The 22,426-nt window shown below is 73.6% G+C and carries 17 protein-coding genes; 6 read left to right on the top strand and 11 right to left on the bottom strand.

The window, feature by feature from the left end:
* Window positions 1–48 precede the first annotated feature (48 nt).
* Together ACIBBF_RS23705 and ACIBBF_RS23700 are read right to left on the bottom strand one after the other, a co-directional pair.
* Window positions 49–3,441 (bottom strand): CARDB domain-containing protein, encoded by a 3,393-nt coding sequence (locus ACIBBF_RS23705; protein ID WP_397418376.1) that lies wholly within the window; start codon window positions 3,439–3,441, stop codon window positions 49–51.
* A gap of 332 nt (window positions 3,442–3,773) precedes the next feature.
* The gene (locus ACIBBF_RS23700; protein WP_397418374.1) at window positions 3,774–4,262 is read right to left on the bottom strand and encodes a DUF4231 domain-containing protein; all 489 of its coding nucleotides are present in this window, start codon (window positions 4,260–4,262) and stop codon (window positions 3,774–3,776) included.
* A gap of 116 nt (window positions 4,263–4,378) precedes the next feature.
* Here ACIBBF_RS23700 and ACIBBF_RS23695 point away from each other — a divergent pair, with 116 nt between their 5' ends.
* Complete coding sequence (locus ACIBBF_RS23695) at window positions 4,379–4,903, top strand: 2'-5' RNA ligase family protein (RefSeq protein WP_397418372.1); 525 nt, start codon at window positions 4,379–4,381, stop codon at window positions 4,901–4,903.
* A gap of 125 nt (window positions 4,904–5,028) precedes the next feature.
* Here the strand turns inward: ACIBBF_RS23695 and ACIBBF_RS23690 are convergent, their stop codons facing one another.
* The 4 genes from ACIBBF_RS23690 to ACIBBF_RS23675 all read right to left on the bottom strand — a co-directional run bounded on the left by ACIBBF_RS23690 (window position 5,029) and on the right by ACIBBF_RS23675 (window position 10,589).
* Window positions 5,029–7,809 carry a hypothetical protein gene (locus tag ACIBBF_RS23690; RefSeq protein WP_397418370.1) on the bottom strand — a complete coding sequence of 927 codons (2,781 nt, stop codon included), beginning with the start codon at window positions 7,807–7,809 and terminating at the stop codon, window positions 5,029–5,031.
* A gap of 172 nt (window positions 7,810–7,981) precedes the next feature.
* A complete protein-coding gene (locus tag ACIBBF_RS23685) occupies window positions 7,982–8,437 on the bottom strand; it encodes a hypothetical protein (protein ID WP_397418368.1) in 456 nt (151 codons plus the stop codon).
* Window positions 8,434–9,573 (bottom strand): DUF4190 domain-containing protein, encoded by a 1,140-nt coding sequence (locus tag ACIBBF_RS23680; protein ID WP_397418366.1) that lies wholly within the window; start codon window positions 9,571–9,573, stop codon window positions 8,434–8,436. Before ACIBBF_RS23680 ends, ACIBBF_RS23685 begins: the two co-directional genes overlap by 4 nt.
* Window positions 9,574–9,695: 122 nt before the next feature.
* A complete protein-coding gene (locus ACIBBF_RS23675; protein ID WP_397418364.1) occupies window positions 9,696–10,589 on the bottom strand; it encodes an oxidoreductase in 894 nt (297 codons plus the stop codon).
* Between the two features lie 149 nt (window positions 10,590–10,738).
* On the opposite strand from ACIBBF_RS23675, the gene ACIBBF_RS23670 reads away from it, so the two are divergent.
* Window positions 10,739–11,602 carry a LysR family transcriptional regulator gene (locus tag ACIBBF_RS23670; RefSeq protein ID WP_397418362.1) on the top strand — a complete coding sequence of 288 codons (864 nt, stop codon included), beginning with the start codon at window positions 10,739–10,741 and terminating at the stop codon, window positions 11,600–11,602.
* Between the two features lie 45 nt (window positions 11,603–11,647).
* Window positions 11,648–12,631 (top strand): hypothetical protein, encoded by a 984-nt coding sequence (locus ACIBBF_RS23665; protein ID WP_397418360.1) that lies wholly within the window; start codon window positions 11,648–11,650, stop codon window positions 12,629–12,631.
* Here the strand turns inward: ACIBBF_RS23665 and ACIBBF_RS23660 are convergent.
* Window positions 12,604–13,608: a squalene cyclase gene (locus tag ACIBBF_RS23660; protein WP_397418358.1), complete on the bottom strand. Its 1,005-nt coding sequence runs from the start codon at window positions 13,606–13,608 to the stop codon at window positions 12,604–12,606. The two genes, ACIBBF_RS23665 and ACIBBF_RS23660, sit on opposite strands and share 28 nt — an antisense overlap.
* A gap of 466 nt (window positions 13,609–14,074) precedes the next feature.
* Here ACIBBF_RS23660 and poxB point away from each other — a divergent pair, with 466 nt between their 5' ends.
* Together poxB and ACIBBF_RS23650 are read left to right on the top strand one after the other, a co-directional pair.
* A complete protein-coding gene (gene poxB, locus ACIBBF_RS23655) occupies window positions 14,075–15,808 on the top strand; it encodes a ubiquinone-dependent pyruvate dehydrogenase (protein WP_397418356.1) in 1,734 nt (577 codons plus the stop codon).
* A gap of 52 nt (window positions 15,809–15,860) precedes the next feature.
* Window positions 15,861–16,262 carry a RidA family protein gene (locus ACIBBF_RS23650; protein WP_397418354.1) on the top strand — a complete coding sequence of 134 codons (402 nt, stop codon included), beginning with the start codon at window positions 15,861–15,863 and terminating at the stop codon, window positions 16,260–16,262.
* Window positions 16,263–16,295: 33 nt separating this feature from the next.
* Here the strand turns inward: ACIBBF_RS23650 and ACIBBF_RS23645 are convergent, their stop codons facing one another.
* The 4 genes from ACIBBF_RS23645 to ACIBBF_RS23630 all read right to left on the bottom strand — a co-directional run bounded on the left by ACIBBF_RS23645 (window position 16,296) and on the right by ACIBBF_RS23630 (window position 21,189).
* Window positions 16,296–18,422 carry an iron ABC transporter permease gene (locus tag ACIBBF_RS23645; RefSeq protein WP_397418352.1) on the bottom strand — a complete coding sequence of 709 codons (2,127 nt, stop codon included), beginning with the start codon at window positions 18,420–18,422 and terminating at the stop codon, window positions 16,296–16,298.
* A gap of 6 nt (window positions 18,423–18,428) precedes the next feature.
* Entirely contained in the window at window positions 18,429–19,454 is a 1,026-nt protein-coding gene (locus ACIBBF_RS23640) for an iron-siderophore ABC transporter substrate-binding protein (protein WP_397418350.1), read from the bottom strand.
* 250 nt (window positions 19,455–19,704) lie between these two features.
* Complete coding sequence (locus ACIBBF_RS23635) at window positions 19,705–20,523, bottom strand: ABC transporter ATP-binding protein (RefSeq protein WP_397418348.1); 819 nt, start codon at window positions 20,521–20,523, stop codon at window positions 19,705–19,707.
* 93 nt (window positions 20,524–20,616) lie between these two features.
* Window positions 20,617–21,189: a TetR/AcrR family transcriptional regulator gene (locus ACIBBF_RS23630; RefSeq protein WP_397418346.1), complete on the bottom strand. Its 573-nt coding sequence runs from the start codon at window positions 21,187–21,189 to the stop codon at window positions 20,617–20,619.
* 85 nt (window positions 21,190–21,274) lie between these two features.
* Here ACIBBF_RS23630 and ACIBBF_RS23625 point away from each other — a divergent pair, with 85 nt between their 5' ends.
* The gene (locus ACIBBF_RS23625) at window positions 21,275–22,156 is read left to right on the top strand and encodes an SDR family oxidoreductase (RefSeq protein WP_397418344.1); all 882 of its coding nucleotides are present in this window, start codon (window positions 21,275–21,277) and stop codon (window positions 22,154–22,156) included.
* The last annotated feature ends 270 nt before the right edge of the window (window positions 22,157–22,426 follow it).

Genomic DNA, 22,426 nt, shown 5'->3' with positions numbered 1-22,426 from the left:
CACGGTGCAGCCCACCCGGCACCCCGTCACACGGGACGGCCTGCGGCCCTACTGCCCCGTGAAGGTGAACGGCGAGCCCGGCTCCTTCTCGATGTCACCGTCGCGCGAGTTCGTGACGGTCACGTCCGACAGGATCGCGTTGCCCCGGGCACCCGCCATCGCGAGGATGCCGGAGCCGTTGTTCGACCGGTCGATCCGCACGTTCGTGATCCGGACGTCGGGCATGTTGCCGCCGCCGTTCTTGAACTGGATGCCGTCGTAGGTGGAGTCGACGATGTCCGTGTCGCGGATGGTGACCCCGGTGATGTCGTGGGTCTGCGGGAAGATCGTGATCGCCCCGAACTCCTGGTCCTCGTTCCAGAACGCCCCGCCCGTGCGGTACAGGCCGTTGTTGGCGATCAGCGTGGTGCCCGAGAACGGCAGCGGGTCGTGGTCGGTCGCCAGCATGATCCCGGGGTAGTTCATCGTGTCGTAGACCAGGTTGTTCTCGACTGTGTTGTCGTAGCCGCCGTAGATCGCGATGCCGTTGGCGCGCCACGGGAGCTGGACGGTGTTGTTGCGGAACGCGTTGTCGTGCCCGATGTCCACGGCGCGGTCCTTGACGTACGGGTTGGCCCACACGGCCAGTGCGTCGTCGCCCGTGTTGCGGAACGACGAGTTGAACACGAGCGAGTTGCGCGTGCCGTTGCTGAAGTTGATGCCGTCCGCGTAGGTGTTGCGGATCCGCATCCCGGAGAACTCGACGCCGTCGCCCGGACCCCACAGCTCGGGGATGTTCGAGTAGTCGCGACCCACCCAGACGCCCACGTTCGCGTGCTCGATCCACACGTTGGTGATCTTCGTGTTCTGGCCGAACCGCCCGTTGAGGCCGACGCCGCCCTCCTGCTGGCCGTTGTCGCCCCGGATGTCGCCCGAGCCGAAGATCGCGATGTCGGAGATCTGGACGTTGTCGTCGATGTCGAACCCGAAGTTGCCCTCGTGCGGGTGGTTGATGACGCCCGGGGCGAGGTGCGGCTTGATCAGGCTGTAGAGCTGCGAGTGCCACATGCCCGCGCCGCGGATGGTGACGTCGCTGATGCCCACCTGGTTGTGCGTGCCGCGGTTGAGCGGGTCGTCGGTGAGGATCTTCTTCTCCTGGCGCCACTGCCCCGCCGGGATCCACACGCAGTCGATCTCGCCCTCCTGGTCGGCCGTGACGGCGGCCTGGATGGCGGCCGTGTCCTCCAGCCCGTCGTTCGGGACCGCCCCGTACTCCGTGATGGACGTGCACTGCGCGGGCTTCGAGGCGGGCGGCGCCACCTGCTCCAGCTCGACCAGGTCGATGATGTAGAACGCGGCGTCGTCGCCGGCGTCGCGCTGCAGCTTGAACACGGTGCCCGCCGGGAAGGACTGGCCGAGCAGGGCGTGCGACTCGTCGAACAGGCGGCGGGCGTCGCCGCCCGGGGTGTTGGTGAGGCCCTCGGGCTGGTCGGTGGTGCCGTACAGCCAGGAGTGCTTGGACGACAGCGTCAGCTTCTGCACGAACTGGCCGTCCGCGTAGAGGCTGATCGTCTTCTCCTGTCCCCCGCCGCCGGCGGCGTCGGGGATGGAGTTGCGCACGACGATCGAGTTGGTCGGGTTGGTGGACGTGAACTGCACGTACTGGCCCGTGCTGGTCAGCCGCACCGACTCACGGCCCGACGACTCGGTGGCGAAGTTGGTGTGCCCGAACGTGCGCAGCGGGTCGGTCTCCAGCAGCGTGCCGTTGTGCTGCCCGTCCTCGGCCTCGTACGTGGTGTACGGCACGGCGGCGCCGCGCCCCACGGTCACCGCGAGCGTGCCGGTGTTGTTGTCCTCGTTCGTCTCGTCGACCACGTCGGTAGCGTCCGCCGTGGCGGTCACCGTGACACCGCCGTTGGTCGCCGTCCACGTCGCGGACGGCGTGACGGTGACGGTGCCGCCCGCGGGGACGGCCGGCGTCGTGCCGTTCAGGGTGGTCGAGCCGGCGACCACGCGGGTGACCGAGCCGGCGGCGACCGGCTCGTCGCCGCGGTTGCGCACCTGCACCGAGAAGGACACGGCCGCGCCGACCGCAGGGTTGGCCGGGTCCGAGGACACCGACACGACCACCAGGTCGGGCCCGGGCGCCTCCCCGACCACGAGCTTGGCCGGGGCCGTGAACGCGTTGTCGGTCTCGTCCTGCTCGGCGACCTCGTCGCCGGGGTCGACGACGGCGCCCACCGTGTACTCGCCGGCCGGCCGGGTGCCGGCCGCGACCTCCACCTGGGCGGTCGCGCCGGGCTGGAGCGCGGCGACGTCGGCCGAGCCGGCCGTGCTGCCGCCGACCTTCGCGTCGAGCGTCGTGACCGCCGAGGCGAGGTCGCCCGTGTTCTTGACGGTCGCGGTGAGCGTCACCGGCGTGGTCGCGGTGGGCGACGCCGGGGCGGTGGTCACCGCAGTCACGGTGAGGTTCGGGTTCGGCGCCGGGGCGCCGTAGACCTCGAGCTCCGCGACCTGCCCGTTGCCCGCGCCGGTGTTGCCGGTGAACCGCAGGCGCACGTCCGTCACGGTGCCGGTCAGCGGGATGTCCACCACGTTGCCCGTCGCGGGCGCGAAGGCGTAGCCGGCCGAGGCCTTGAGCTCCTGCCAGGAACCCGTGCCGGTACGCCCCCAGACCGAGAACGTCTGGGTGCGCGGACCCCACGCGCCGTCCGGGTTGAGGCGCACACGCGCGCTGCCGAGCTGCGTGGGTGCGGCCAGGGAGACGTCGAGCGTGGCGGGGTACTGCCCGCCGGCGCCCTCCCAGTAGGTGCCGGTCTGCCCGTCCACGGCGTTCGCGGCCACGTACGTCCACTCGGCCGACGACGCCACCGCCGGGCGGCCGGCGGCGTAGTTGGTGCCGGTCGGGTCCGGCGGGTCGGTGGGATCGGTCGGGTCGGGGTCGCTCGTGGGGGTGCCCCACACCTGCAGCTCGGAGACCTGGCCGTTGCCCGCGCCGGTGTTGGCGGTGAACGCGAGCCGCACCTCGTCGGCCGCGCCGTCGAGCGGGATCTCGACCCGGTTGCCGCTCGCGGGGTCGAACGCGTAGGCGGCCGGGGCCTTGAGCGTCCGGAACGCCGACTCGCCGTCGGACCGGCCGAGCACGCTGAACGTCTGCGTGCGCGGCGACCAGGCCGCGGGCGGCGGCAGGGTGACGACGACGCGGTCGACGTCGGCCTCCCGGCCGAGGTCGACCGTGAGGTGCGCCGGGTACTGCCCGCCCGCCCCCTCCCAGTAGGTGCCGGTGTTCCCGTCGTTGGCGTTGCCCGCCACGTAGTCCTGCGTCACGGACGACGCCGTGATCGGCGCGCCGAGCGCCAGGTTCGTGGCGTCCGCGGCCTGTGCGACGGCGGCCAGGCCGAGCGGGGCGACCAGTGCCAGCGCGGCGCTCGCCACGACCGTGTGCTTCCAGGGGATTCTCATGAACGTCCTCGTTCTCCCGCCGGGGCGGGCGTCGTCCACCCGTGGGCTGCGTCGCCCTGGGGTGGGTCGCGGCAACGCCACCGAACCGGCATGCGAGGATCCGGCGCCGGGGGCGAGATTGAAGAGTTGCAGCACGTGCACTGCTTTGTGCTCGTCATCTGTCAATTTCTTGCAGCATTGCGGTCCGGATATTACGAGCGCTTCGGCATGACCGTCAAGGGCTGGGTGCCACCCAGCACGGATGCGGTGACCACGTGTCGACGGCTGAGCTGTGCGGGGTCGGGACGGACAGCCGCTGCGCGAGTACGTCGACGCGCGGCGGTCCTGCCGTGCTACACCTGCGGTCCGGCCTTCAGCGCGTTCGAGCCGTCGAGGTCTCCGCTCTCGACGATCGCGGCCCACGCGTCGTGGCCGGACAGCGCTATCTCACTGATCCGCTCGGCGAAGAGTCGCAGGCGCGCCTCGTCCGACGGGAGCTCTGGTCGGGCGTAGTCCCCCGCCTGTTGCTCGTAGAGAAAACGCTCGGTGTGCAGGCGCATCTGAACGAACCGAGCCGATGTCCACTGATCTCGGCTCCGCACCGAGGCGAGGACGGCGGTCGCCAGGGCCGATCCGCCGGAGGTCACCGCGACCACCCAGCCAGGGCTGCTTCCGACCGTGGCGAGAACCGCTGCGGCTGCCGCAAGACCCACGCTCGCATAGGTCAGGACGATGGTCGCCGCCTTGTTGAGGCGCGCGCGCCGGCGCCAGTTCCGCTGGAGATCGTGCCATCGCTCGAACGCACGGTCCCGACGCTCGGACAGATCGCTGGGAGCTTCCACCGAGCCATCCTCCCGTCAGCCCCTACCGCTCGGTCAACCGACACCGCGAACATTCGTTGCGGGAGGAAGCGCGAGGCCTGCGAGGCGATTCACGGGACAGGTCCTAGGCTGCACCCGTGGCACTGGCCGTATGCCTGCTGTTCGACAGGCCGACCGAGCGGGTCCTGCGGCGCCTCTGGCAGCGGCTCGAGGAGGCGGGCGTGCCCACGCTCGCCTCGCACACGCACGGCAACCACGTGCCCCACCTGTCCCTGGCGGTCCTGCGGTCGTGGGACCTGGACCGGGTACGCGCGGCCGTCGAGACGCTGCCCGACGCCGGGCCCACCACCGTGCGGTTCGACGCCGTCGCCGCGTTCCGGCGCGGCCGGATGAGCCTGGTGCCGGCTGTCACCAGCGCGCTTGCGGTGCGCCAGGAACGGTTGGTCGAGGCGCTGGGTGCCTCCGGCGACGAGCTGCACAAGCACTACGTGCCGGGCATCTGGACGCCCCACGTGACCGTGGCGACGCGTGCCCGGCTGGAGCAGACCCCGCTGGTCCTGGAGGCGGTCTACGAGATCGTGCCGCTCACCGGCACGCTGAGCCACGCGGCCCTGATCGACGCGGGCACGGGCGCCACCCATGCGCTGCCGACGGTCCCGTAGCGCACGCGAGTTCGGTGGGGGGGGGGGGGGGGGGGGGGGGGCGGGGGGGGGGGGCGCGGCCCCCCCCCCCCCCCCCCCCCCCCCCCCCCCCCCCACCGAACTCACGACGTCTCAGGCCTCGCTGGTCATGGACGTCCTGGCGTCAGCACGTCCACGCCGTCCAGCGTGTACGTGCCGCTGACCACCCGGACCGCGACCGTGTGGGGACGGTTGCCGAGGTCGCGCAGCCAGTACGACGTCTCGCGCGTGCCGGCCGGCCCCACCTGCACCGTGCGCGGCGCGCCGTCGTCGACCCGCACCTCCAGGGTGGCCGCGGCCGTGGCGCCGAAGAGGTTGAGCCCGGTGCCGCGGAACGGGACGGTCACGGAACGGCCCGCGGTCAGCACGTGCTGTGTCCGGTTGAAGTGGGCGTACCCGGCCTGCGCGAACGTGAACCCGTCCGGGTAGGTCAGGCGCGGGTCGGCGTCGTCGATCTTCTCCGAGGCCCACGCGTACCCCTGGACCGGCGTCACCGCGAGGTTGTCGTACTGGGTGTTGTAGAACCCGCTGGTCAGCGCGATCCGCCCCGCGAGCACCGGGTTGGCCGACGAGTCCGTGTACTGCCCGAGCCGGACGCCGTCCAGGGTCGCCGTGACGATGTTCCCGCGCGCCTCGACGGCCAGCCGGTGCCACGCGGCCGCGTCGAACCCGGCCACCGCACCCGAGGCCACGACCTGGTCGAGCTTGCGGAGCTGCCACCGACCGTCCTCGTGCACACGGACCGCGTACGTGGCCTGGTCACCGCCGCGCGCGTACGTCTGCCGCAGGCCGAGTCCCGCATAGTTCGCCAGGCTCGCGTCGCGGTCCACGCCGTCCAGGCGGAAGTCCACGGCGGCCGCGTAGTCGGCCCAGCGGTGGTCGCCCAGCACCGTGGACGGCGCGGCCGTCTGGAGCACGTCCTGCCGGCCGTTGCCCCAGACGTTCCAGGTGAAGCCGCGGTTGCCCGCGTGGATCTGCTGCTGGAGCACGTGCCCGTGGCCGGCGTCCACCACCTCGAACGCGCCGTCCTGGTCCGCCGTGTAGCGCGGTGTGCCGCCGCGGCGTTCCAGGTAGGTCATCTCGCGCCCGCCGACGGTCGTGACCGGGTACTCGTCGTACTCGAAGTCGTCGCGGTAGGGCAGCGGGAGGATGGTGTCCTCCGCGTCCGGCGCGAGGTCGCCCGGCACGTACTCGGCCGTCGCACCGGAGGTGCCGTGCGCGAGCGTCGACAGCGTGAGGATGGAGTAGGCGGGCACCTTGACCTGGTAGACGTCGTGCTCGACGCCGTCGATCGTCTCCGTGCGGACCGGCTCGTAGACGCCGGTGTTCTGGAGGTAGTTCGCGTCGTACTCCTCGCCGGCGTCCGGGCCGCGCGTCTCCCACGCGTACAGCGGCCGGCCGGCCGTGCCCAGGTCGGCCACCTTGACCTCGAAGTACCGGTCGGTGCGGGTGTTGTTGGCGTGCACCTGGGACCACTGCGCCTCGCCGTCGGCGCCCGCGGGTGTGCGGGCCGTGAGCACGGTGCGGGTCGAGGTGTCGACGTTCGTGCCGCCGTCGCCCTTGGTGCCGTCGCCGCCCGTGGCGCCCTCGACGTACTCCCAGCCGTCACCGACGAACTGGTGGAAGTGCCGCACCGCGACCAGGCCGACGTCGCCCTCCCAGTAGCCCGACCACGGGTCGGACGCACGCACCAGGTGCTTGGGCGAGTACTGCGTGCCCTCGTACATGGCGCTGACCGCGGGCTGGAACAGGAACGTCGTCATGTGCGCGGGGTCGGCGCCGGCGGCGCTCCAGCGGTAGGCGTTGATGAACCGGTCGGCGATGTCGGCGGCCGAGACCGTGCCGCCGACGCCTCCGCGGGACGGGTCCGCGGCGAGGCGGTACTGCGGGTCGATCATCGGGGCCACGCCCTCGGAGTACAGGATCTCCTTGCCGAACTCCTTGTTCAGCCGCGTGACGTTGGGGCCGCCCACGATGTCGTAGTGGTAGCCGAGGGCGTCGACCTGCTCCAGGGCCTCGGGGTCGGCCAGGATGCGGGCCGCGACGGCGTCACCCTCGCGGTAGGAGTCCAGCGCCACGATCTTGATGTGCGAGTAGTCGTAGCGGGCGTCCGGCGCCGCCGCGTCCCGCTCCAGCCACTGCGCGAACTGGACCGTCCACGCCAGCTCGGCCGCCTGATACGTACCGCCCCGCACCTCGTTCTGCGACGGGCTCATCCAGTCGAGCTCGACGCCGAACGTGTCGTACGCGGCATCGATGGTCTCCTTGTACCACTGGTAGCGCTTCACGGGATCGTTGCCGGTCCAGGACGGCTCGCCCCAGCGCAGGGCCTCGGTCTCGATGTCCGGGTTGATCGACAGCGCATCGGCGATGAAATGGAAGCCGGCGCCGCGCAGCACGTTCGCGGGCTCGTCGGCGCTGCGCTTGGTGGCCGGCTCCGCGCCCGACGACGAGTTGCTGTCGGCGCCGAGCTCCACCTTGATGTGCTTGAGCCCCGCGCCCGTGACCGGGTCGAAGAGCATCCGCATGATGCGCCAGTAGGCCTCGGGCTGCTCCTCCTTGTAGTCGAGCAGCAGCTTGCTGGTGTTGTTGCAGGACACCGAGCCGAACCCGCCGAACGTGTTGTACGCGGTGCCGTCGGCGCGGCGCTCGACGTCGTCGCGGTCGACCAGCAGCTCGCGCCAGTCGATCGACGGATCGTCGAGGCGGAGCACGGGCAGCGCGGCGGCATCGCCCGTCGGGCCGAGCACGGTGGCCGACGGCGCGGCCGCGGCCGGGCCGCGCGGGGCGCTCGCGCTGGCCGACGGGGCAAGGAGGCCGCCCGCGGCGAGCGCGAGGGCTGCGGCGACGGCCGTGGATCGGGCCGTGCGGGGGTGCAGACGTGGCATGGGGCACTCTCCGTCGTCGTTGACTGGGAACGGCGCGCGGAGCGGCGATCAGCGATGATCGTTTCTGATCGCTTGAGGGCGCCGCTCTGCGCTCTGCTTGGCCAGAACCTAGGACGGACCCTGCAACACGGTCAACATTCTGATCGATAGTGATCGAATGTCGTGGCGCGGACTATTCCCCCGCCGCCCGCACACGGCGGAGCCGGTCGCGCATGAACGCCGCCCGGTCGTTGAAGAAGGCGCGCGGCATGTGCTCACCGGCCAGCCGGATCACCCGCCCGGACCGCGGGTCCACGACATCGACGTCCACCAGGTCCTCGTCGGCCACCCTGGTCCCGACCGCCGTGGTGTAGCCGGCAGCCCGCTCGGCCTGCTCCTGCCGGCCCTCCAGCCAGGTGAGAGGGCTGCCGAGGTTGCGCACGCCGAACAGCACCGCGCACAGGCCCCACACCGCCAGGGACACGATCACGTAGGCGGGCGACCCGTACACCGCGGCGAACAGCGTCATGGTCATCAACGGGATCCAGGCGACGCCCGTGACGCGCCACACCTGTCCCCAGAACCACGCCGAGCGCCCCGGCACGAGGTCGCGACGGATGTCCGGGTGCCACTCCTGCGTCGCCGTCACTCGGGGTACCGCTCGGCGCCCTGCACCCGGAAGACGACGCCGTCGGGCAGCTCGTCGAAGAACGGCACGTCGGTCGTCGCCTCCCGTCCGGGCGCGAGCCCCTCGATGAGGACCGTCCCCTCGTCGTAGGTGGTCCTGCCGTCCTTGCTCGTGGCGACCAGCCGGGCGGAGTAGGTGTACGGCCGGGTGCCGCCGTTGGTCACGGTGACCGGGACCCGGAGCAGGTCGATCTGGTCGCGGGCCGCCGCACCGATCGTGAAGTCCTTGCCCAGGTCCACGAACCCGACGTCCTCGGTGCGTGCGATGGTGAGCACCGGAACCGTGGACGTCCCGCCGAGCCGGGTGTCGAGCTCCATGGAGCCGGTCACGACGGCATGGATCCGCAGCACGTCGCCGGCCCGCACCGCGGCGAGCGCGGCCTCCTGCCCGACGAAGACCGCGCTGGACTCCAGCTCACCCGAGGCGCCGGGGCGGTCCACCCCGGCCACCGCGAGGAACCGGTCGTCGCCCGTGTCGTCGTCGAACTGCACGACCTCGGCAAAGACCACGACCGGACGCCCCTCGGCACCTGCCGGGTCCTTCGTGATCGACTCCCACTGCCGCGTGTCCACCTCGTCGAAGTCCTGGGGGTCGAACGGCGTGGCACCAGGACCGTCCGGTTCCTCCCCGGCCGCTGTCGACCGAGCCTCTTGCTCGATCTCGGCCGCCAGGTCGGAGACGACGCCCACCGCACCCGCCACGAGCAGGGCACCGAGGACCACCCCCACCACGGACAGCACGATGCCGGTGACGGCCGCACCGCGCCCCGTCGGCGGCTCGGTCCGGCGCGACCGGGCCAGCCCGACGAAACCCAGGACCACACCCAGGAACGCCGGCACGAACAGCACGCTCAGCAGCAGCGACACGATGCCGAGCACGAGGCTCGCCGTCGCCTGGGGGTTGCTCGGAGCCGGTTGGCCGGCCGGGGACGCATACGGACCGGAGCCCGTGTACGGCGTGGCACCCGGGTACGGCGCGGGACCCGGCGGGTACGACCCGGGGGGCAGTTGTTCGGACGCCGACGCACCCGGCGGCCCCGCGACCGGGTCGGCAAAGGTCAGGTCCTGCTCGCTCTCCGGCTCCCGCCCGTCCGCCATGCGCTCCCCGTCGTCAACACCTCGCGCACCCGCCCGCCGCGGCCGAACCACCGCGTGCGGGGAGCGCTCCCACCCGGCAGCATATGGGTCGCACCAGCCCGGACACTCGGAAACCGGTCACGTCACCCGGGTGAAACCACGGGCCGCCCGCCGATCCGGTCCAGCTCCGCGACGTCCTCCGGCCCGAGAACGAGACCCGCACCGGCGACGTTCTGCCGCAGGTGCGCGATCGACGACGTGCCAGGGATCAGCAGGATGTTGGGCGAACGCTGGAGCAGCCACGCCAGCGCGACCGAGATCGTGGTGGCGCCGAGGCGCTCCGCGACGGCGGTCAGGGCCTCGGACTGCAGCGGGCTGAACCCGCCGAGCGGGAACCAGGGCACGTACGCGATGCCCTGCGCGGCGAGCCGGTCGATCAGCTCGTCGTCGTCCCGGTAGGCGAGGTTGTACATGTTCTGCACGCTCACGATCGGCGCGATCGCCTGGGCCTCGTCCACCTGCTCCGCGGTCACGTTGGTGAGGCCGAGGTGCCGCACCAGACCCTCCTGCTGCAGCTCGGCCATGGTCTCGAACGCCTCGGCCAGCGACTCCTGGTGCCGCCCCTGCCCGTTGCCGAGCCGGAGGTGGACGAGGTCCAGGGCGTCGAGCCCGAGCGACTCCAGGTCACCCTGGACCTGGGCGCGGAGCTGCTCCGGGCGGCGGGCGACCGGCCACCCGCCCTGCTCGTCCCGGGTCGCCCCGGCCTTCGTGATCACGTGCAGCGAGTCCGGGTACGGGTGCAGGGCCTCGCGGATGAGCCCGTTGGTGATCCACGGCCCGTAGGCCCCGGCGGTGTCGACGTGCGTGATGCCGAGCTGGACCACCTCGCGCAGGACGGCGAGGGCGCCGTCCCGGTCGGCGGGCGGGCCCAGCACCCCGGGACCGGCGAGCTGCATGGCGCCGTAACCGAACCGGGTGACGGTCATGTCGCCCAGGGTCCAGGTGCCGCCGGGCAGGGTGGGGGTGGTGGTGCTCACGTGGTGGCCTTCCGTCAGGGGGGTCGCGGAGGGCGAGCGGTCTGCCGCCGTCCGGCCCCACGTCGATCGTGCGGCCCGCACCGGCGCGGCGTCCAAGACCGGTTCGATCGACCCTGATACCCCAGCGGTATCACCGATATCCTGCGCCCATGGACGCACTGGAGACGCGCGAGCTGAGGTACTTCGTCGCCGTGGCGGAGGAGCTGCACTTCGGTCGCGCGGCCGAGCGCCTGAACATGGCCCAGCCGCCGCTGTCGCGCGCCGTCCAGCAGCTCGAGCGGCGCCTCGGCGTCGTGCTCCTCGACCGGGACCGGCGCGGCGTGTCCCTCACGGCCGCCGGGCGGACGCTCCTGGGCGAGGCCCGGGTCGCCCTCGACGCCGTCGAGGCCGCGGCCCGCCGCACCCGCCGGGCCGCGACGCCGGAACCCGGCCTGGTGCTCGCGACGAAGGCGGGTGCCGCGCACGAGCTGCTCAAGGAGCTGCTCGACGCCCACGCCGCCCGGCCCGGCGCCGCCCCCGTCGAGGTGCTGCTGTGCGAGATCGGCGGGCAGCACCAGCTCCTGCGCAGCGGGCAGGCCGACGTCGCGATCGTGCACGCCCCCTACGACGTGCTCACCGGCCTGGACACCGTCGAGATCCGCACCGAGGGGCAGGTGGCGATCGTGCCCGGCTCCCATCCGCTGGCCGCACGCACCAGCCTGACCCTGGCCGAGGTGAGCGACGTACCCGACCTGCCGATCGCGCGCTGGCCGCTGCACGACGGCACCTACCCGCCCGGCCCCGGCCCCGAGGTGCGCAGCCAGTCCCAGCTCGCGCAGCTCGTCGCGCTCGGCCGCACGCTGCTGGTCATCCCGGGGTCCAGCCGGGCCTGGCAGTGGCCGGAGCACGTGGCGGTGCCCGTCGTCGACGCCCCCGAGGTGACGACGCTGCTCGCCTGGCCCGCGGGCGTCCGGTCGGCCGCGCTGGACGACCTGGTGGACACCGCGACGGGGCTGGCCGCGAGCGCCCGGTAGGGGGCCCTCGGGCGCCCGGTCCCCGTGCAGCCCGGGGGCCTCGACATGACCGCGGTGCTCTGCTTCGATGACGAGGTGGTCAGGCACCTCACGTGGGAACTGGACCTTCGCGAACCAACCGGGCCGCAGGACGACGGAGCGCACCGAGCGCGTCCCGGCGGACGGCCGCTGGCGTCGGCATGGGCCGAGCTTCCGACCTCGACGCGCGCCGTCTGTCTCACCCTGCCGCCGGCCGGGGCCGCGCTCTCGATCGTCGGCCTCGCCGGGGACCTGCGCGGTTGGTGGGACGGGCTGGGGTTCGCGGCAAACCTGCTGTCCTCGCTGACGGGGCTCCTGTTCGCGGTGCCGTTCGCACTCGTCGTCGTCGGGCGCCTCGCAGAACACCAGGACGACGTCGCAGAGCGCCGTCGGGCCGCCCGGATCTCTCGGCGCGAGTGGGACCTGATCGAGGCCGCCTGGAGCGAGGCGGCACGTCTCGCACCCCACATGCTGGACCTCTGCCGTGCCCGGGCCCTGCCGGCTGGTTCTGGACTCACGCAGGCCGTCAGGTTCACCCACCTGACCCGCGAGGTCAACGCCGAGCTGCGCCACGTCTCCGGACTGTGCGAGCAGCTGCCCACCCGATGGGACTCGGCGGAGGCCGGGCTGAACCAGCGCCGGATCGAGGTCGGCCTCAACCCCCTCCCTGCGTCGTGCGCCGCATTCCTCAGGAGGGCGGCGGACGAGTTCGCGGCGCTCTACGCCGCGTGCCGTGAGGAGCCGTCCTTGGCTTCCCTCGACCGGGCGGGCACCTCGTTCCAGGCTCTGGAATCCATGGGCTTGTCAGGCGACACGAGCGGACTGGAACCGCTGCAGCGGACCTTGCTGTTCGACGTCGAGCCACGGCCGCTCGGGGCGAGCCCCGACCCGTCAGCGGGCTCCTACGAGAGCATCGGCCGGCGCCTTCGACGGTCGCCCCGGCCGTTGCCACGTGTCTCGCTGCGTTCTGACGTTCGCCCCCATCAGGGTTCGCGCCCCGACCCGACCTGAGCCGTGTCCCACCAGGCCAGCACCCGGGCCGCGTGGAACGTCAGCCACCTCGACGGCTGCCCGGCGTCGACGTCGACCTCGAACCACACCCGTCCCGGGTGGCGGCGGGCCTGGAGCCAGGTGCCGTCCGGCCTGCGCTGCGCGCGGACGTGCTCGACGGCGTCCGCCAGCCGCGGGTCGGGCGGTGTGCCGCGCAGCACCGACGCGGCACGGAAGTAGTCGGTGGCGCTGAGCACGTCGTAGAACGAGCGGAACGGGTAGGCGAGCCGGAACACCCAGTCGCCGAACGGCTCGCCGGTCGACAGCCGCCGGATCAGGTGCCGCGCCAGCAGGTACTCCTCGGCACGGGCCTGCGCCTCGCGGGTGGCGCCGGTGCCGCCGGTGGCCGCCTCGTGCACCAGCAGGCCCTTGAGCCCGTTGAGCGTGGAGCGGACGGAGGCCCGGGTCGACCCCTCGACCCACTCGCAGTTCCAGCCGCCCTCGGCCGCCTGGTGGGTGACGAACCAGTCGGCGATCCCGCCGACGTCCGCCCCGAGCCACACGCCGTTGGCCAGGGTGAAGCCGTTGATGCAGGCGTCCACCTCGCCGTCCCAGTAGGGCAGGTCGTCGTACTCCCAGCGGGCGTTCGCCGCGATGCGCGCTGCGGTGTCCCCCAGCACCCGGGCGGGCACGCCCCACTCGCGCAGGCTGGTGAGCGACCACGTGGTCGCCGTCCACGGCTGCCCGGCGCCGGGCTGGGCCTCGGGGCCGTGGAAGTCGAAGCCGGCCGGGAAGAACGCTCCGCCGGCCCACGTGCCGGCGTCGTCCTGGAGCGCGAGCAGGCGTGCGCCGAATCCTTCGGTGGCGACGCGGGCCCGTGTGGCCTGCCAGACGGCGTCGGGCTCGCCCGCCAGGTCCCGCTCGACCTGCCAGCGCAGGGCGGGGTCGCTGTCGAGCAGCCAGGCCAGGACGGCGCCGGGTGTCCGCGAGGAGGTCATACCCCACGGTAGGCCGGGCGGGGCCCTGAGATCGGTCATGTGCACCGACTGCCCCGGCGTGTTCGGCCTCTTGCCTCGAGATCGGTCCGCTGATGGACCGATCTCGAGGCAAGCGACCGACCTGCGCTCCTGAACCGGTGCATCTGACCGAGGTCAGCGGGGCCTTGCAGGCCAGGCAGGCAGGCCAGGCAGGCAGGCCAGGCAGGCAGGCAGGCCAGGCAGGCAGGCCAGGCAGGCAGGCCAGGCAGGCAGGCAGGCAGGCCAGGCAGGCAGGCCAGGCAGGCAGGCAGGCAGGCCAGGCAGCCAGGCAGCCAGGCAGGCCAGGCAGCCAGGCAGCCAGGCAGCCAAGCAGGCCAGGAAGCCGGCGGCGTTGCGACCTCCCCGGGGCGGGCTTAGGTTCGGGTGGACCTGCCGGCCCGGCCTTGGCCGGGTCGCCGGCAGGGCCGCAGCCGAGACGGGAGCATGCATGCCGAACGTCGCCGAGACCATGGTCGAGATCATCGAGGACGCCGGCGTCGAGCGGGTCTACGGCCTGCCGGGCGACTCGCTGAACGGCTTCACGGACGCCGTCCGCCGCAGCGAGCGGCTCACGTGGCAGCACGTGCGGCACGAGGAGGCGGCGGCGTTCGCGGCGGGCGCGGAGGCGGCGCTGACCGGCGAGCTCACGGTGTGCGCGGGCAGCTGCGGGCCGGGCAACCTGCACCTGATCAACGGGCTCTACGACGCCCAGCGCAGCCGGGTGCCCGTGCTCGCCATCGCGGCGCACATCCCGGGGGTGGAGATCGGCAGCACCTACTTCCAGGAGACGCACCCCCAGGAGCTGTTCCGCGAGTGCAGCGTCTACACGGAGCTGGTGAGCACGCCCGAGCAGCTCCCGCGGGTGCTGGAGATCGCGATGCGGACGGCGGTCGAGCGGCGCGGTGTGGCCGTCGTCGTCGTGCCGGGCGAGATCTTCCTGGCCGAGGGCGCGGACCGCAGGAGGTCGGCGCCCCTCCGGGCGTCGCGCAGCGTGGTGCGGCCCGACGACGACGGGCTGCGGCAGGCGGCCGAGATCCTGAACGCCGCCAAGCGGGTCACGATCCTGGGCGGCGCGGGCACGCAGGGCGCCCACGACCGGGTGCTCCAGCTCGCCGGCCGTCTCAAGGCACCGATCGTGCACGCGCTGCGCGGCAAGGAGTTCCTGGAGTACGACAACCCGTACGACGTGGGCATGACGGGCCTGCTCGGCTTCTCCTCCGGCTACCGCGCCATGGAGAGCTGCGACGCGCTGCTGATGCTCGGTACCGACTTCCCGTACCAGCAGTTCTACCCGTCGAAGGCGAAGATCGTGCAGGTCGACCTGCGCGGCGAGCAGCTCGGCCGGCGCACTCCCGTGGACCTGGCCCTGGTGGGTGACGTCGGTGACACCCTCGACGCCCTGCTCCCCCTGCTGGACGACCACCGGGACCACAAGCACCTCGACTCCTGCCTGAAGCACTACGCCAGGGCCCGCAAGGACCTGGACGACCTGGCGGACAACGACCGCAACCGCGAGCCCATCCACCCGCAGTACGTGGCGCGGCTGGTCAGCGAGCTCGCCGACGACGACGCGGTGTTCCTGCCTGACGTCGGCTCCCCGGTCGTCTGGGCGGCCCGCTACCTGACGATGAACGGCCGACGCCGGCTCGTCGGGTCCTTCAACCACGGGACGATGGCCAACGCCCTGCCGCAGGCCGTGGGCGCACAGTCGGCCTTCCCGGACCGGCAGGTGATCGCCCTGGCCGGCGACGGCGGGCTCGCGATGCTGCTCGGTGAGCTGCTGACGCTGCGGCAGAACCGCCTGCCGGTGAAGATCGTGGTGTTCAACAACTCGTCGCTGAACTTCGTCGAGGTGGAGATGAAGGCCGCGGGCTTCGTGAACTTCGGCACCGATCTCGACAACCCGAGCTTCGCCGACGTCGCACGCGCGGTGGGCATCCACGGCCAGCGCGTCGAGCAGCCGGACGACCTGGAGGGCGCCCTGCGTACGGCGTTCGAGCACGACGGCCCGGCCCTGGTCGACGTCGTCACGGCGCGCCAGGAGCTGTCGATCCCGCCGGCGATCACGGCGCAGCAGGTCAAGGGGTTCACGCTGTACGCGATCCGCACCATCCTGTCGGGGCGCGGCGACGAGCTGGTGGACCTCGCGGACACGAACGTGTTCCGGCGGCTGTTCGGCTGACCGCGAGCCGGTCGCGCCGGCAGTGTCAGTGGCTCGTGCGAGCATCGGGCACATGACCTCGATCCAGCGTCTCCGCCCCGAGGGGCTCGTCGCCAGCCCCGCCTTCAGCCACGTCGCCGTCGTCCCGCCCGGTGCGACCACGATCTACGTGGGCGGCCAGAACGCCGTCGACGCCGACGGCGCGCTCGTCGGTGCCGGCGACGTCGCGGCGCAGTCGGTCCGCGCCCTGGAGAACGCGGGCGTCGCACTCGCGGCGGCCGGTGCCACCTACGCCGACGTGGTGCAGTGGACGGTGCTCTTCGTCGACGGCGTCGACCTCGCGGCCGCCTACGGCGCGATCGCGCCGCTGCTGGCCGCCGAGGAGCCGCCGTTGGTGCTCGGAGCCCGTGTCGCCGGACTCGGGGTCCCGGGCGCGCTCATCGAGGTCAGCGCGATCGCGGCGGTGGTGCGCTGACGTCACCGTCCCGCGCCGGCGACGCCCACGGGTTCACGCCCGTGACCGCGCCAGCAGCCACACGAAGTACGGCGCCCCGAGCAGCGCCACCACGAGCCCGGCGGGGAGCTGCGCCGGAGCGATGACGGTGCGGCCGAGCGTGTCGGCCAGGCCGAGCAGCACGGCCCCGAGGAGCATCGCCACGGGAAGCACGCGGGTGTGCCGCGCGCCGACCAGGGCCCGCGCCGCATGGGGTGCGACGAGCCCGACGAACCCCACGACGCCGACGGCCGTCACGCTCGTGGCGGCCAGCCCGGCCGCCAGGGCGAGCACGAGCAGCCGGGACCGCTCCAGCCGGACGCCGACCAGGCGCGGCGTGTCGTCGTCGAGGGCGAGCAGGTCGAGCTCGCGCCGCACGACCACGGCGAGCGGCAGGGCGAGGGCCAGCACGACCACCACGGGCAGCACCTGCTCCAGCGTGCGCCCGTAGGTGGTGCCCGACAGCCAGGTGTAGATGCGCGGGGTGTTCCACGGGTCGGCGCGCAGCAGCAGGAACGTCGTCAGCGCCGTGGTGAGGTAGCCCAGGCCGATGCCGATGAGCACGAGCCGGTCGGCGTGCAGGCCGCCGCGCCAGGCCAGCAGGTACACGAGGGCGAAGGCGAGCAGGCCGCCGAGCACGGCCGCCGTGAGCATGCCGCCGGTGCTCGCGGCCACGCCGTTGCCCCACGCGGTGCCGGCCACGGCCGTGACCACGACCACCGCCCCCAGGCCCGCTCCCCCGGTGATGCCGAGGATCCCGGGTTCGGCCAGCGGGTTGCGGGCGGTGGCCTGCACCATCGTGCCGGCCAGGGCGAGGGCGGCACCCGCGGCGAGCGCGGCCAGCACGCGCGGCGCGCGCTCGTCGAGCGCGAACCGCACCACGGCCGGTCCCTGGTCCTGGAGCCACAGGGCGATGTCGCCGGTGCGGAGCCACGTGGACCCGGCGAGCAGCCCGAGCAGCGCCACGCCGGCCGCCAGGGCGACGCACACCGCGAGCACCGCGGCGAACCGGCGTGTGCTGCGTGGTCCGGCCGTCGCGGCGGGCGGGCGGCGGGACGGCCCGGCGTCGCGCAGCCGCCGCGCCAGCAGCACCATGACCAGCGCGCCCGCGAGCGTGGTGGCCACGCCGGTGGGCACCGACAGGGCGTCCTCGGCGCCGAGCAGGGCGCGCACGACGGCGTCGGCGAGCAGCACGACGAACGCACCGAGCAGGCCGGCGGCGGGCAGCAGGATCGCGTGCCGGTGCAGCGCGGGGACCACCCTGGCCAGCAGCCGGGCGACGACGGGCGCGGCCAGCCCCACGAACCCGAGCGGTCCGGCCAGGGTCACGGCCGCGGCGGTGAGGAGCACCGCCAGCAGCACGCCGACGGCGCGGGTCGAGCGCACGGGCACACCGAGCGCGCCGGCCGTGTCGTCGCCGAGGCCGAGCACGTCCAGCCGCCGGGAGATGAGCAGCCCGCCGGCGGTGGCGAGCACCACCACGGGCAGCGCCCGCCAGAACGCGGTGAGGTTGAGCTGGGTCAGGGAGCCGCTGCCCCAGGCGAACAGGCCCGTCGTCTCGTTCTCGAACAGGATGAGGAGGGCGGACGCCGCGGCCTGCAGCGCGAGCGCGACGGCGGACCCCGCCAGCACCAGGCGCGTGGACGACGATCCCGCGCCGCCGGCCAGTCCCAGCACGAGCGCCGCGGCCGCGATGCCGCCCGCGAACGCGACGGCACCGGAGGCCCACAGCGGCACGGCGATGCCGAAGGCCGCCACGGCGACCACCGCCACGTAGGAGCCGGCGGTCACCGCCAGCGTGTCCGGCGAGGCCAGGGCGTTGCGCGCGATCGACTGGAAGAGCGCCCCGGCCACGCCGAGGGCGAACCCGACGGACACGCCCGCCGCGAGGCGCGGCAGGCGTGAACCGACGAGGATGTCGCGGACCGCCGCGTCGTCGCCCGCGGACGAGCCCGTGAGCAGACGGAACAGGTCCGCCGTGCCCACGCCGGACGTGCCCTGCGTCAGGTGCCAGGCACCGACGGCGAGCACGGCCAGCGCGAGCACCACCAGGGTGGCGCCGCCCGTCGCCCAGGCGGCGGGGCGCGACGCCGGGGCCTCGGGCAGGGTCCGGGCCGGGCAGGGCGACTGCGTGGCGGTCACGGCGGACTACTCGGTGAACGTGTCGACGTAGGCGTCGACGACCTGCTCCGCGGAGCGCGGGCCGCCGAACGTCCAGATGCCCTCCGGGAACGCCTGCGCGCGGTCCTCGGTGACGGCCGGCAGACCCGCCCAGACGTCGTTCTCGGTGAGCTCGCCGGTCCAGTCGCCGTCGGGGTCGCTGGTGCCGGTGTACAGCAGGTTCGCGTCGCCGACCTCGGTCATGCCCTCGATGTCGGACTGCCCCAGGCCGTAGGCGGGGTCCACCTCGCCGGTCCAGGCGTTGGTCAGGCCGAGCTCCTCGCCGATCTCACCGATCAGCGAACCCTGCCCGAAGGGACGGATGGCGACGTTGCCGCCGTCGACCCAGCCGTCGAAGTACACGAAGTCGGTCACCTCGGGGGCGGCCGCTGCGATCGCCTCCTTGCCCTGTGCCAGGTGCTGCTCGAACTCCTCGGTGACGGCCTCGGCCCGCTCGGTGCGGCCGGTGGCCTGCGCGATGAGGTCGAACGTGCCGAGCATGTTCGCGATCGGGTCGGCGGCGTCGGCGCCCTTGGTGGCCAGCACCGGGACGTCGTAGGCCTCCAGCTTGGCGATGATCTCGTCGTCGGGCGTGTACGCCTCGACGATCACCAGGTCCGGCTCGGTGGCGTAGAGGGCGTCGAGGTTGGGCTCACCGCGCGTGCCGACGTCGGTGACGCCCTCGGGCAGCTCCTCGGCGGTCACCCAGGTGCCGTAGCCGGCGACGTCGGCCACGGCCACGGGGGTGACGCAGAGGCTCAGCAGGTCCTCCGTCTGCTGCCACTCCAGCACGGCGACCCGCTCGGCGGGCTTGTCCAGCTCGACCGTGCGGTCGAACGAGTCGGTCAGCGTCACGGGGTCCGTCGACGTGGTCACGTCGGCGCAGTCGCCCGAGGCGGCCTCGGCGGGGGCCGACGACGCGGCGGCGCCGGGGTCGGTCGTCCCGCAGGCCGCGAGCGTCAGCGGCAGGAGCAGGAGGGCGCCCGTCAGGGCGGCCTTCGTACGCAGGGACATGGGTCTCCTCGTTCTCGTGGCGTGCGCCGCGGGCGCACACCGGTCGGTGCCGACACGCTGCGCGGTGCGGCGGGCGGTGTCGGGGCGGGACCGTGCGTCCCGCGGTACGGCAGGGGGTCGCGGGGGGCGGGGGGGGCCCCGGGGGGGGGGGGGGGGGGGGGGGGGGGGGGGGGGCCGGGGGGGCCGGGGGTCGGGCGGGGGGGCGGGGGCGCCGGCGGCGCCCGGGGGGGGCTGGAGGTCGGGCGGACGGTCAGCGGGTCCGGCCGTGGTGACGGCCGCGCGGGTGCACCCGGACGCGACCGGTCCCCGGGTCGGTGGTGACGTCGATGGGCAGGCCGTACGCGTGCGAGAGGTGCTCGCCGGTCAGCACCTGCGCGGGCGGCCCGGACGCGAGCACGCGGCCCTGGTGCAGCAGGACCACCGAGTCGGCGACGGAGGCGGCGTGGTCCAGGTCGTGCAGCACGATGCCGACGGCGGTGCCGTGCTCCTCGGCGAGGTCGCGCACCAGGTCGAGGGTCTCGACCTGGTAGCGCAGGTCGAGGTGGTTGGTGGGCTCGTCCAGCAGCACGACGCCGGTCTCCTGCGCGAGGCAGGTGGCCAGCCAGACGCGCTGCAGCTCGCCGCCGGAGAGCTGGTCGACGCCCCGGCGGGCCATGCCGGTCACGCCGGTGATGGTCATGGCGCGGTCGATGGCGGCACGGTCGGCATCGGTCAGCGCGGCGAACCGGCGGCGGTGCGGGTGCCGGCCGAAGGCCACGACGTCGTGCACGTCGAGGCCGGCCGGGTGCGGGCGGGACTGGGCCAGCAGCGTGACGCGGCGCGCGAAGTCGCGTGCGGACAACGGTGCGACGTCGACCGTGTCCTCGGGTGTGCTGCCGAGGCTGACACTGCCCTGCTGCACGGGGTGCAGCCGGGCGAGCGAGCGCAGCACCGTCGACTTGCCGGAGCCGTTCGGGCCGACGAGCGCGGTGACGACGCCCGGCGTCAGGTGCACGGCCACGCCGTGCACCACGGTGGCGCGCTGGTAGCCCAGCACGAGGTCGTCGCCACGCAGAGCAGTTGGGGTCACGCAGGTAAGCCTAACCTCACTTAACCGCCCCCCGGGACGGACTCCACGGGTCGAGACGGGCTTTTCACCCACCGGCCGGGGAGAGCGAGAACCTCAGTCCAGCGCCGCGCCGGCCGCCCGGATCTCGTCGAGGGCAGCCAGCGCGTACGGGGCGAAGTCCTCCTCGCGCTCGGCCTCCGACCACCGTGCGAAGGCGCGCTTGAAGGCGAGGACGCCCAGCTCGGCGGCGAGCTGCGCCGTCGTCTCCGGGACGCCCCGCTCCCGCAGGGCGCCGGTCATGGCGGCGGCGAGGCCGACGCTCTTGAGCGCGTCCCGCTCCTGCAGCTCGGTGCTCGCGGCGACCGCGGCCTTCAGGCGCGGGGCGATCTCCCGGTTCATCGGGCCGAACGCGCTCGACGCACGCTCCAGGCCGGCCGCCACCGCCGCGAGGGGGCCCGCGCCGTCCGGCGCTCCGGCGATGCCCTCGGTCAGCAGGGTGCTCAGCGTCTCCTGTCCCGCCACCAGCAGATCGCGCTTGTCCGGGAAGTACCGGAAGAAGGTGCTCTTGGTGACGCCCGCCCGCTGGACGATCTGCGCGACCGTCGTCGCGTCGTACCCCTGCTCGGTGAACAGGTCGACCGCCGCCACGACGAGCCGCTCCCGTGCCCCTGGTTCCCATCGCGCCATGCGGCCATCCTATGTGATGGGACTCTTGTCCCATCACTCTGGTACGGTGATGAGACAAGAGTCCCATCACCTTCGGGAGTTTGCCATGCACGTCTTCGTCACCGGTGGCACCGGCCTGGTCGGGTCCGCCGTCGTCGCCGAGCTCCTGGCGGGCGGCCACAGCGTCCTCGCCCTGGCCCGCTCCGACGCGTCCGCACGAGCCGTCGAGGAGGCCGGTGCCGAGCCGCTCCGCGGCGACCTCACCGACCTGGACGCCCTGCGCGCCGCGGCCGCTCGTGCCGACGGCGTCGTCCACCTCGCCTTCGGCAACGACTTCAGCAGCGCCGAGGCGCTCGCCCGCTGCGTCGCCGAGGAGGGCGCGGCCCTGGCCGCCCTGGGCGACGAGCTGGCCGGCAGCGACAGGCCGTTCGTCGTCGTCTCGGGGACGCCCGTCGCCCCGGGGCGCCCCAGCACCGAGACCGACCCGCCGTCCACGGACGGGCCGGTCGGCGGCCGCGGGCGGGCCGTCACGGCTGTCCTGGACCTGGCGTCGCGCGGGGTCCGCAGCTCCGCCGTGCGGCTGCCGCGCACCGTGCACAACGAGGGCGACGGCGGGTTCGCCGGCATGCTCACGGGCATCGCGCGCCGGACGGGAGTCTCCGGCTACCCGGGCGACGGCACCCAGCGCTGGCCGGCCGTCCACGCCCTCGACGCCGCCGTGCTGTTCCGGCTGGCCCTGGAGAAGGCGCCGGCCGGCACGTCCTGGCACGCCGTGGCCGACGAGGGCGACCAGGTGCGGGACATCGCGGCCGTCATCGGACGGCGCCTGGGCCTGCCGGTCGAGCCGGTGCCGCAGGACGCCTTCGGACCCCTCGGCCCGGTGTTCGCCGCGGACCAGCCGTCGTCGGCCGCCCGGACCCGCGAGGAGCTCGGCTGGGCGCCGACGCATCCGGGCCTGCTGGCAGACCTGGAGAACATCCGGCCCTGACGCCGGCGGTGGTGCCGCCCGCGCGGCGGCACCACCGGATCCAGGGTCCGGGGTACGACCTGGGTATGACCGGCCGCCCGGCAGGATCGGACCCCGGCCGGACGCGGCCGCGCACGGCGCTGCGTAGCGTCGGCTGCATGGACCTCACCGAGAATGTGCACGGAACGTCGCCCGTCGTGCGGGCCCGTTCCCTGACCAAGACCTACGGCCGTGGCCAGGCCGTGGTCCAGGCCCTGGACGGCGTGGACGTCGACTTCGAACAAGGCCGCT

It is taken from the genome of Promicromonospora sp. NPDC050880, from assembly GCF_044456525.1.
Taxonomy (GTDB): domain Bacteria; phylum Actinomycetota; class Actinomycetes; order Actinomycetales; family Cellulomonadaceae; genus Promicromonospora.
This window is presented reverse-complemented; position numbering and strand designations above follow the sequence as displayed.